Origin of the sequence: Microcoleus sp. B3-A4, assembly GCF_036705385.1 — a bacterium.
GTDB lineage: Bacteria > Cyanobacteriota > Cyanobacteriia > Cyanobacteriales > Microcoleaceae > Microcoleus.
In genome coordinates, this window is the sequence record NZ_JAUBUI010000025.1 from 1 (window position 1) to 9,960 (window position 9,960).

Annotated in this window: 11 protein-coding genes; 2 read left to right on the plus strand and 9 right to left on the minus strand. The window is 44.9% G+C overall.

From position 1 onward, the window contains the following. From QUB33_RS12600 to QUB33_RS12615, 4 genes are all read right to left on the minus strand, one after another. On the minus strand, positions 1–617 hold a 617-nt coding region (locus tag QUB33_RS12600; RefSeq protein ID WP_333350941.1), incomplete at its 3' end, for a transposase domain-containing protein. Between the two features lie 331 nt (positions 618–948). Next, positions 949–1,104 carry a hypothetical protein gene (locus tag QUB33_RS12605; RefSeq protein ID WP_333350844.1) on the minus strand — a complete coding sequence of 52 codons (156 nt, stop codon included), beginning with the start codon at positions 1,102–1,104 and terminating at the stop codon, positions 949–951. 211 nt (positions 1,105–1,315) lie between these two features. Beyond that, positions 1,316–1,966 carry a retron system putative HNH endonuclease gene (locus QUB33_RS12610; RefSeq protein WP_333350846.1) on the minus strand — a complete coding sequence of 217 codons (651 nt, stop codon included), beginning with the start codon at positions 1,964–1,966 and terminating at the stop codon, positions 1,316–1,318. Further along, entirely contained in the window at positions 1,963–3,363 is a 1,401-nt protein-coding gene (locus QUB33_RS12615) for an AAA family ATPase (protein WP_333350849.1), read from the minus strand. Before QUB33_RS12615 ends, QUB33_RS12610 begins: the two co-directional genes overlap by 4 nt. 315 nt (positions 3,364–3,678) lie before the next feature. Between QUB33_RS12615 and QUB33_RS12620 the strand changes: the two genes are divergently transcribed. Further along, positions 3,679–6,189 (plus strand): ATP-binding protein, encoded by a 2,511-nt coding sequence (locus QUB33_RS12620; protein WP_333350851.1) that lies wholly within the window; start codon positions 3,679–3,681, stop codon positions 6,187–6,189. Positions 6,190–6,554: 365 nt separating this feature from the next. Here QUB33_RS12620 and QUB33_RS12625 read toward each other — a convergent pair whose 3' ends face one another. Next, a complete protein-coding gene (locus QUB33_RS12625; protein ID WP_333350853.1) occupies positions 6,555–6,989 on the minus strand; it encodes an MAPEG family protein in 435 nt (144 codons plus the stop codon). Continuing rightward, positions 6,990–7,427, minus strand: a complete 438-nt coding sequence (locus QUB33_RS12630) for a DUF6220 domain-containing protein (RefSeq protein ID WP_333350855.1) — start codon at positions 7,425–7,427, stop codon at positions 6,990–6,992. 92 nt (positions 7,428–7,519) lie between these two features. Between QUB33_RS12630 and QUB33_RS12635 the strand changes: the two genes are divergently transcribed. Continuing rightward, positions 7,520–8,263, plus strand: coding sequence for a LuxR C-terminal-related transcriptional regulator (locus QUB33_RS12635; RefSeq protein WP_333350858.1), 744 nt, complete (start codon positions 7,520–7,522; stop codon positions 8,261–8,263). Between the two features lie 150 nt (positions 8,264–8,413). On the opposite strand, the gene QUB33_RS12640 is transcribed toward QUB33_RS12635, so the two are convergent. The 3 genes from QUB33_RS12640 to QUB33_RS12650 form a co-directional block, all read right to left on the minus strand. Continuing rightward, on the minus strand, positions 8,414–8,584 hold the full coding sequence (locus tag QUB33_RS12640) for a hypothetical protein (protein ID WP_333350860.1): 171 nt from the start codon (positions 8,582–8,584) through the stop codon (positions 8,414–8,416). A gap of 941 nt (positions 8,585–9,525) precedes the next feature. Next, complete coding sequence (locus QUB33_RS12645; RefSeq protein ID WP_333350862.1) at positions 9,526–9,747, minus strand: hypothetical protein; 222 nt, start codon at positions 9,745–9,747, stop codon at positions 9,526–9,528. A 60-nt stretch (positions 9,748–9,807) separates the two neighbouring features. Continuing rightward, positions 9,808–9,942, minus strand: a complete 135-nt coding sequence (locus QUB33_RS12650; RefSeq protein ID WP_333350864.1) for a hypothetical protein — start codon at positions 9,940–9,942, stop codon at positions 9,808–9,810. Between the last annotated feature and the right edge of the window lie 18 nt (positions 9,943–9,960).

Below are 9,960 nucleotides of genomic sequence, written 5' to 3' on the forward strand. Positions count from 1 at the left end.
TATTCACAACCCTTGCTGAGGGTGGCTGACACCATTGCATATGAATGCAAACCTCTATCCCACATTAACAACATTTCTTTCGTAACTGAGCGCAATAATCTTAAGGCTCTGACTCTTTCTCCCATCTTGTACGGACATATTAAGGCATCAAATATTAAGTGTGTTCCTGCTTCTACTAAAATAACTAATCTAGCCTTGGGAAAAGCAGCCCTTGTACCTGGACGGCTACCTGGACGCCCAAAAACTCTGGCATTTTCATTACTATCTGGGATGTCTAAGCAGGTTCCATCTATTGCTACAACTCTCAATCCATTCAGAAAAGCTCCCATTGTTTCAGTTGTAGCCATTGGTCGTACCAACTGATGAAATAACTTGCTCATTACAAGAGGTCCTAATCTTTTTCGGGCTTTAGTAATAGCTGCCTTGCAGGGAGTTTTCCAATATTTACCCGTTTTCAACCAGACTTCATTAAGTCCATCAATTAGATTTTTTAGTACGTCGCGCATTGAGTCTTTTGACCATAAGCTCATTGCTATGATTAGACATACTACCACTTGTGATCGTAGCCCACGATGCCGTTTCTCTTTTGCTTTCGCTTTGAGAATAGCTGCTTCTATTTCTGTTGATGGGATTGCTATTTCTATTGCTTTGAATATATCGCTACTTTTGAGCTTGGGGGATTCTAATAATATTTTTTTGTACGGCACTATACTTGATTTACTTTTTTGTACATCATACCTAGTTTATCACTTTTTCGGTCTTAAGTAAACCGTATTGCTAGATAAAGGGGTTATTTTTAGCTTAAAATTATGTTGCTTAAAGATGTTGCAGAGTGCTTTGCCAGCAACATATTTCATAGAGATAACTCAATTAACTGTTTCTCCGGCGCAATTTCATTTTTTTGACTGGCGGCTTCAAACCAACCCTGAACAGCATCTTTCAGCATCTCTAACAATCGGTTTTTAACTTTTTGATGTAGGTGGCAATCTCGGGATCTGAGGCACTTTTTCCCGAGGCTTCGCCAACGGTTGCCAGCGCGAACGTGCTGCTGAGAACGGCAACGGTGAGGAAAGTCGCAAACTGTCGTTGGCGATGTGCCATCATCGTTTTGGTCGGGTAGAGACTCGGTTTTTGAGCTGCGGCGGTGTCTTGTCGCTATAGGTAAATGGTAGCCATTTGTTGTTCTTTAATCTCTCCTCCAACCATTTGGGTTTCTCGCTAAACGAGCTCGGTGCCATGCTGACAGAAGGATGCGTTCTCATCCCCTAATGGCGCTCAGTCCTGGGAGGACATCTTCGATCGCATTTTCAAAGGCTCATTTGGAAGTTCTTTTTGATGCCATTCTATCGATCTTTTTACGAAGATAATAAACAACAACCTGACAGAATGGCTCGAGTTCTCCTCCATTATCGCCATTCCACTTGCGTAGTTCTTTTCGTATATCTGCATCAGAGGGTTGTTTTTGAATCAATCCTTTGCGAAAGGCCTCTAATACTCCTTTACGAGTACGAACCAACGCACTTTCATTCAAATTCAAGACTTCCTTGATTTCTGTATCGAATTGGGTATCATCTGATTCAACTGTACCGTCTGCCAAGAAATGTATTTTACCTTCGACGTTATGAGATGGATTGGCAGGGTTAAAAGTTAGATCGAGATTTCCTTTTTTTGTGTCACAGTGCTGTTTATCTTTCTTTTGCCCTTCTCCTCCTCGACAAGCCCCAAGGAGATTATTGTATTCTAGCTGTCTCTGAGGGTATATATCTTGGCTTTGCCAGTGTTCGATTTTCATGTTTTCTGAGTCAGGACGAATCCGTTTCATACAGTAACAGCAAATTCCTCTTTGCTCGCTCACCAGACTTGCTCTCAGGTCATCTTTTCCGGCATAGTTATCATAGTCACTATTTGTATTGCACCGATGCTGTGTCAACGACGTTGGTTCGGTCTTTTTCTGGATATTTCTCATTCATTACCTTCTAAGAATTTAATCAGCGATCGAGCTTGAGTAATCTCAGGAGCTTCGTGTCCAATTTTTTCAACAAGGGGCATCATAGCTTGACGTGCGCCATCAAAATTTTCCTCATCAATTAGTCTAAAAAGAGCGTGAAGCTTGTCTGCTACCTCTTGATTACGTTCTGACGCTCCCATCTGCTCCTCTAGTATTCGGTTGGCATCAAGACCATAAGATTCTAATGGAATTGTAGAAATAACTTTGCCAGTTTCTTCATCACGTTCGAGGCCTCTAATACAGCTTGCTTCGACTTCACCAATAACAAGCGGCGAATGGGAAGTGCAAACAAACTGGATTGAGGGGAAGGTTTTGGTGAGGTCATTCACAACTTGACGTTGCCATTTCGGATGGAGATGTACATCTATTTCATCAATTAAGACTAGCCCTGGTGTTTTTTGCAAAATCAGAGGCAATTTTTGACTAGATATATATTCTGATTTTTCGGTTAGGAAAGAGGCATTTTGAGTAACGATTTTGATGGCAATATCGGCAATTAGACCTACCATCATTTTTTGACCTGCACTAAGGTTACTAAAGGGTTGGGGGTTGCTTTGGATAGAAACAACTATTTCCGATCGCTCTGGGTCAAACCATAGGTCATCTGCATTGGGAATACAACGCAAAATAGCCAACTTTACCACCTTGTAACCAGGGCGCATTTGTCCCTGTCGATTGACCGAAGCGATCGCTTCTTTCTGAAACCAAGTATGGAGATCGGCGATTCTAATCCGTTCTTTAAAGCAGTCATAGAAGGCATCCCAACGGCGGGCGGGGCTGGTGTGGGTAGTGGCTTTGGGGTCACGTTGGTTGGAGGGTAGCCAAGCTCGACCTGCTCCGTAGTAGGCGATGATGGGTAGCCAAATTTTTTCGCCTTCTTCAACCTGTCGAAATAAAGTGGAGATAATTTCTAGAGCGTCTTTGGCTTCTGTGTTGGAGGTTCTAGAGCCGTTAGTTTTGATTTGTCTGAGCCATTGGACTGGCTGACGGTTAATCGTGCCGATCGCTTCAATCTGGACGGGTTTTCGTTCTATAAATTGGGTGATGGTGTCGGATTCGATCGCTTCTAAGCGAATTTCTGAGGGAAGAATGTTACGGCGGCTATTGTTGAGGGTTGTGTCGGGGGAGTTGACCAGCCAAATTCCAGCCGCGATCGCCAAAGCATCGAGGATCGTCGTTTTACCTGTGCCATTGTCCCCAACTAGCAAGGTAAATTGGGGATGCAAGTCAAGGGTATAGTCTGAAAATTTCTTGAAGTTTTCGATTTTTACTCGGTCAATTCTCATGGTAATGTCCCACTGTTGATGGGTATTCAGCTTGTAATTTGTAGCATAGAAATCATCGTAGTACGACACCAACAGCTTTAATTATAGGATATCTATATGTCTCACAAAAAAGAACGATCGGACTAGAAACTAAAAGAGCGATCCTCTTCGAGGGCAACGCTTACGCACGCTCATTGAATGACGCTTGACTCACTGGTAATTTTGAAGTATTTGGTATTGAGTATTGCGATCGCTAGCAACTTCAACTCATTGCCTCAATCTTTCACCGCTACATCTGATCGAGCTTAGAATTTTCATCCCTAGAAGGAAACACTAGGTATTTGTTTTTTATTGACTGTAAAAATTGCTATTCTATCACAATAGCATTACCCCTATCTGCTTTTTATGGAAATAGATCGTGTGCCATTTCTGAATCGCCTCCGGCGCACCATGTCCTCTGCGGAAGCTTGGGGGTTGAGTGTAGTTGGATATCTGATGTGGTTTACCTTAGCGCCCTCGATGCAAGCAGAAATTGGCTCTGCATCGCTTTTGGTCTGGATTCCTGGTGTGATCGCCGGAATTCTGTTTAACCTTCAAGTTAAGAGTTTGGGTGAGAAATATCCAGATGTATCTGGGGGAACGCCAAATTACATCACGCGATTGCTCCATCGTTACCCTGCCCTTTCCCGCTACTTGGGGATTGCCTACTTCTTGGGGTGGGTTTCCTTTCCGCCAATTAATGCGATCGTCATCACAAATTTGATCCAATTCCATTTAGAGCCGATGGGGCTGAGTATTCCAGAAAAAGTGTTTGAGATCGGTTTTACTACGATCGCTTACTTTTTAGCATTCAGTGGCACTCGCGCCGTCGCCATTCTGCACCTCTTTTTTATCTTTCCTTCGATCGGCTTTTTACTGCTCTTCTGCGTTCAGGGTTTAGGCTGGCTTGCCTTTTCGCCCCAAAGCCCCGGACTCTTGCCCAGTAGCATTGATGCCCTCAGTGTCCAGGACTGGCTGAAATGGTACTTGTTTGCCGCTTATAGCTTCTATGGCTGTGACACAGCTTCATCCTTTGTAGCAGACAGTCTCCACCCAAAAGACACCCTCAAGGCGCTGTCTTGGGTTGCGTGGTTCATGCCTCTGGTGTTTGTGGGTGGCAGTTTAGTGTTGGTGCAGTTGGGAACCGCTCCCGGTTTAGAAGGCAATTTGTACGGCAATTTCTTGGTGGCTGCCAAGCCTTTCTGGGGAGACGCTGCCCCTGTCATAGTCACATTGCTGGTTGCGGCTACCTGTTTGTTGGGATCTGCGACTAGCGTTTGCAACACACCCCGCATTCTTTTCCAATTCGCGCAGGATGGGCTGTTGTCTCCAGTGTTTGGCGCAGCGTCCCGTCGGGGTGCCCTAGAACCCGCGTTGTTGCTAAGCTTTATCTGTAGTTTAGGATTTTTAGTATGGGGCAACACCACTCGAATTGTCGTGGTGTCAGGGGTGAGTTTATTCATTTCTATCATGGGGTTGCACTTGGGGCTGTGGATGCAGCGCAACGATCCAGTCGTGCGTTGGGGGCGACTATCCTTAGCATTGCTGGTGGTGGAGTTCATTTCCCTGGTGGTGGGTGGTGTTGCCTGGGGAGGGATGGATTTTGCTCTCGGGTTGCTGTTGCCTTTAGCAGTGATAGCGATCGACGCTGCAATTCTGCGGATTCCTTGGGCATGTTTGCACTTACCATGGTGGGATCGACTCCATACCAAGCCAGTAATTCCTCCTAAAAACGAATACTTTGTGGTGCTTCAGGTCGGAATTTTGATTACGCTGATTTGTGGTACAGCGACGATCAGTTGGCTGATTCGCTCCTGGCTGCGGGTAGAAGCCGGAACCAACAATCCCTATCTGCTGATTATTGTGTTGATGACGCTGGCCTTTGTGGGAGTGGCAATTGCTTGCTGGACAAGTCTGCCCCAGGTTGCTGCGATAGAAGAACTAGCAATTTCCTCGACCGCGCAAGCTAAAGAACTGGAGACAACCCTAAACGAACTGAAAAAAGTCCAGATGCAAGTTATCCAAAGCGAAAAAATGTCTAGCTTGGGGCAGTTGGTTGCGGGAATTGCCCATGAAATCAATAACCCGGTCAACTTCATCCACGGTAATCTCACCTACCTGGACGAATATACCCAAAATCTGCTGCAGATGATAGAACTCTATCAACAGCGCCATCCCAGCAACGATCCAGACGTGCAAGCAATGGCAGAGGAAATCGAGTTGGAATTCCTCAGTGAAGATATCCCAAAGATAATTTCATCTCTAAGGGTAGGAACCCAGCGAATTCGCGGTATTGTCCTCTCGTTGCGAAACTTTTCTCGTATGGATGAAGCAGACTTCAAAGATGTTGATATTCATGAGGGAATTGAAAGTACATTGCTGATTTTGCAACATCGGCTCAAAGATAAACCAGACTGTCCAGGCGTGGTAACGATCAAAGACTATGGCACATTGCCCAAGGTGGAATGTTTCCCCGGACAACTCAATCAGGTATTCATGAATATTTTGGTTAATGCGCTGGATGCCCTAGATGACAGGAATACCAAACGCTCCTATCAGGAGCTTAAAGACACCCCGAACCAGATTACGATTCGGACTTCTGCGATCGACAATCAATGGGTGGAGGTTGCGATCGCTGACAACGGAATCGGTATGCTAGACCAAGTGAAGCAGCGCATTTTTGACCCATTTTTCACGACCAAAGCCATCGGTAAAGGTACGGGTTTGGGGATGTCGATTAGTTATCAAATCATTACTGAAAAACATGGCGGTAAAATCAAATGTTTTTCTACACCTGGCTCAGGCACTAAGTTTGTGATTCAGCTCCCCATTCGGCAACAGACAATTTCAGCACTCCCGATTCCTGCTCAATCTTAACCACTTCGCGTTCAGTGCAGCCCTCAAACAATCTGAGGCGATACCATAATCGATCGGAGTGTCAATTACCGCCAACTGCTCGATCTGAAGCCGTAAGAATCTTAGAAGCGCGATGCTCAAACAAAAATCGCAATCTTCGCAGAACAATAAGACGAGAAATTCAGAGAGCGATAGTACCGAATAGAAGAGCGATCGCTCTACTGGTAATTTTAAAGTATTGGGTATTGCGATCGCGACCTACCGACTTGGTTCAGTGGCAGACCGCCCCGCAAGACCCCAAACACACACGCAGAAACAGGGTGGGCTTTCCGCTGCACGCTCATTGTTCGGCGACTGTTGATAACTTCTACCTCATTTGAACGGGGTTAATTGATTGTGCCAAAGTGGATAAGTGCTGCGCGGATCGCGATGAACCACACCGCGAGCGTGGCAAATAGGTAGAGGTAGAACCGAAGTATGATGAGATTGAATGTGCAATGAACAGCACTATGCAATGTGCGAAACACAACGAAGACCCACGCGGCGTTCACATACACTGTATCCACCTGTTTTGTGATGAACAGATATAGGACAAGTGCATAGAAAAGTATCGGGATCTCGAAAAGGTTTTTTAGATTATCCGATGGATGGGATACGCTTGGTGGCGAGATTTGTGCCAGTGCGCCCGGTACAGCAAAATCCTTTTGACCGAGCTTTCTACTTGTGATAAAACTGATACGGCGGATGTACATATACACCCAGACTAGGAGTGTTAGAAACACTGTGGCAAAGAAGGGAGTAAAGATTGCTTCTTGGATCATTTATACCTCTCCAATTTGATTATTCTGAGGGTGGGTGGGCGATAAAGTGCGCGATATGCGATGTACCAGGCTTGAAGAAACATATAGCAACGTAAATCCAATCAGAGGATGTAGTATCTCTAGGTGAAGAGGACTCTTGAGATGAATGCTGGCAAATTGTAGTCCGAGCAGCACGGGCATACTTGCGGCGAGATGTCGTATTCTGCGTGAGAATGGGGCGATAAACGACCATCCCAGTAATACTAATGACAATCCACTGTACCCTCGCACTAGCCAAACATGAATATTCCACCATGCAGGATTATTGAAGTAGGCAACTCCAACCGTCAATAACTGAGCAATTAAGCAGACATTAAAGACTATTGAAGTCGCGTAAAAGCCGATCTGTATCCAACGTGTGGGAGTGCGCTCGCGGTCGGTTTCCGAACAGGTTGTCATGTCAAGTTGCTTTTGAGATTACAAGGGTAATATAATTCGAGTATTCCAATGCTTCTAGACCTCGATCGGGTACTCTTTTTGAGACCATGACCATGAAAAGTCCCTTGCAGCTTTTATTTGAAGCGATCGACCAGGTGAAGGACGAACAAGATTTGCGATCGCAAGTCCTGCCCCAAATCGGTGAGTATTTTGCAGCTAAGCGATCGGGAATCTTTTTCTTCGATCAACTGCCCTTGGTAGATAATAATCTTCAGAAAATACTGAAAGTTGGGCTATCGATCGAGCACAATCCTGTTGTGCGTTATTTAGCGGAACGTCATGCTCCTGTCCATGAAGCATTGGTGGCATCACCCAAGGTTTGGACAATAATTTGTCCCCGACCCGATCATTGGCACGTGATGGCGGGGCCGATCGTAAATAGCGGTAAATTAGCGGGTGTAGTGGGCTGTACCCGAGAACAGTCAATGCCCGCCTTTGATACACAAAATCTAGCCGATTTGAGTGCTATCTGTTTGCACTTGTCTGTTTGGGCTGCAACAGTGCGCGAAGCGAAGCTATCCGGTAGGGAATCGCAACACCAAGCTTTCAAGAGCTCACGCCTAACGCCTCGTGAATTGCAAATTGCCGAATTGGTTGCTTTGGGGCGAACCAACGCAGAAATTGGGAGGGAACTTTGGATCACTGAGAATTCAGTCAAGCAAGCTTTGAAGCGAATGTTCCGTAAGCTTGAGGTTTCGTCTCGTGCAGAAATGGTTGCACAGCTTTCCGCGACCAAATATAATTTGCCAAGTGTAAAAACCTCTCCATCCAACTTGATGCAGAACACCCACCAATAAACTTAACGCTAGAAACCCCGAGAGCGATGGCACTTAATTGAAGAGCGATCGCTCTACTGATAATTTTGAAGTATCGGGTATTGCGATCGAGTGTTGGAAACTAAACTTCATCAAATGAATGATTAGATATTACTTTGTAGTTTGGGGCAACTATTGATTTAGTCCACCGCACAAGTATCCCTTCACCGTGTCTTTACTTGCACCCACCCCACTCGGAAGCGTAAAGATCATTTCAACATCTAATAGATTGCCGTTCATTGAGGTAAATACCTCAATTGGCAAAGCACGCTGAAATGCTGTGGCGGTATTTTTGGCTTTCATTACACCTAAGTTCAGATCCGTGCTGAGAGTCTTGATACCCTCGCGGGGCAAAATGGGTCGTAATTGGGAAAATGCTCTCTCTATCGATCACCCCTCAACCTGAACAGGTGCAGAAAAGGCGGCACCATTCAAAAAGTCCCCCTTTTTTTGAAAGCTTTCCTCGCAGGTTGTGGCAACAGCGGGGGCGGCTAAACATATGAGAGCTAGAGCCAACACAAGCGATCGCATATTAGCTTAGTTAGAAGAATGAAATCAAACAATAATCAAGATTATGATGAACCATCATAGAATTGTTTGGCAAGTGAGGCAAATACCTTTGATGCTTTTTAGCCTGAGTTGCAGTCCGGTTAGTATTGGCTGCTATCCTAGCAACTATACAAACTAGAATAATTAAGGGTAAAGACTAAAAGAGCGATCGTACTTAATTGAAGCTTGTACTGATACAATACTCCGGACACTTTTTGTAACGAGACTACAAGCTTTACAGGGCAAGGATCATAAATAAAGTCGAGTTAAATGCAAGTCAGGGGTGGAGCTGACATTGATTTAATTATCCACAGTGGCTCAAAGTCAAGCGAGAATAAGCCATTGGGCCATATAAAAACTGTCCGGACTATTGCTGATATAGAAGGTCAATTTAATGCTGGAATCTCATCTTCCAACAACATTTCACCCGCTTCACATAAGTTCGCTTGTAGGTCGTCTAAAGTTTCTCCTTGAGAATGCGCTCTCTTAGAAAGCGGGAACATAGACTACATATAAATTCGTGTCAGGGTCTTTCGGAACTACCACAGTAAACCTTTTCCTCAATTTAAACTCAAACAGCTTGACTTTCAAGCAATATCCAATAAAATTAAGTTTAGCATATCTATCACCTACCATACGTGAAATCACTTAGAGAAACGCTCACTGACACTACCTAGAGATGCAGCAAGTTTAAATCAAATACAAAGACGCAAGAGTCTAGCATTTGGATGTTTCGCACTTAGGTAGTCAGCAGCCTGTAAACCATTTTCATCAACTTTATAGTTGCCTGTTTCTAGATCAATGATGACCCTCTTACCAACATTCTCTTCTAAGTCAATTTTGGGGCGGATGTTGCTCTCATACAAATGTTTGGCACGAGGCGGGACTTCTTCACGACTCCCAAGGATGGTTTGCATACATTCCCCCTTGTTTGTAACTTTAGATCTTGTTACGGACGTAGGCTGTATTACGCGAATTCACCATGTTTCTGGAGCGAGTTCTTGGGTTTTACCTGCGTGATACTCAGCCCGTGGCGCTGCAAGTTGGGCAAGAGCATCGGGATAACAAGCATGGGCTAGTTCCCATCTGGGCTCATCTTCAAGTTCTTCCATAATCGCATCTTGCTCGCT

Excerpts from the sequence above, each read along its gene's own strand:
- QUB33_RS12605 (WP_333350844.1), bottom strand. The coding sequence starts at position 1,104 with ATGATGGCACATCGCCAACGACAGTTTGCGACTTTCCTCACCGTTGCC.
- QUB33_RS12610 (WP_333350846.1), bottom strand. The coding sequence starts at position 1,966 with ATGAGAAATATCCAGAAAAAGACCGAACCAACGTCGTTGACACAGCAT.
- QUB33_RS12620 (WP_333350851.1), top strand. The coding sequence starts at position 3,679 with ATGGAAATAGATCGTGTGCCATTTCTGAATCGCCTCCGGCGCACCATG.
- QUB33_RS12625 (WP_333350853.1), bottom strand. The coding sequence starts at position 6,989 with ATGATCCAAGAAGCAATCTTTACTCCCTTCTTTGCCACAGTGTTTCTA.
- QUB33_RS12630 (WP_333350855.1), bottom strand. The coding sequence starts at position 7,427 with ATGACAACCTGTTCGGAAACCGACCGCGAGCGCACTCCCACACGTTGG.
- QUB33_RS12635 (WP_333350858.1), top strand. The coding sequence starts at position 7,520 with ATGAAAAGTCCCTTGCAGCTTTTATTTGAAGCGATCGACCAGGTGAAG.
- QUB33_RS12640 (WP_333350860.1), bottom strand. The coding sequence starts at position 8,584 with ATGAAAGCCAAAAATACCGCCACAGCATTTCAGCGTGCTTTGCCAATT.
- QUB33_RS12645 (WP_333350862.1), bottom strand. The coding sequence starts at position 9,747 with ATGCAAACCATCCTTGGGAGTCGTGAAGAAGTCCCGCCTCGTGCCAAA.
- QUB33_RS12650 (WP_333350864.1), bottom strand. The coding sequence starts at position 9,942 with ATGGAAGAACTTGAAGATGAGCCCAGATGGGAACTAGCCCATGCTTGT.